The sequence below is a fragment of the Belnapia arida genome, assembly GCF_016773205.1.
Lineage (GTDB): Bacteria > Pseudomonadota > Alphaproteobacteria > Acetobacterales > Acetobacteraceae > Belnapia > Belnapia arida.
The window spans coordinates 1-311 of record NZ_JAETWB010000209.1 but is presented as its reverse complement, the minus strand read 5'-3'; the positions used below and the strand labels follow the sequence as shown (position 1 = coordinate 311).

At 53.4% G+C, this 311-nt stretch carries 1 rRNA gene; it reads right to left on the bottom strand.

Annotated features, from left to right (window positions below):
• Nucleotides 1-240: 240 nt before the first annotated feature.
• Nucleotides 241-311: ribosomal RNA gene (locus tag JMJ56_RS33425) — 16S ribosomal RNA — on the bottom strand; the annotation flags it as partial.

The window sequence follows — 311 nt, the reverse complement described above, 5'->3', positions numbered from 1 at the left end:
GACCAGGCCAGCGCAAATCACACACACTTATCCAATCAACTAACCAACCATTCCATCTTCAAATGTCAAAAGAACAACCGCCGGGGCCAAAGCCCCAGCGGGTCCAGTCTTTTGGAAGAACTCTCGACGTCGGTTAAGACATCGAGAGAGGAGAGCGGAGCCTGCTTGATCGGCAGTTAGTCTAGAAGGATTGGTCGCAACCCAAGAGCATCCGCCCTCGACATCACGACACATTCCTTGAAAGGAGGTGATCCAGCCGCAGGTTCCCCTACGGCTACCTTGTTACGACTTCACCCCAGTCACTGACCCTA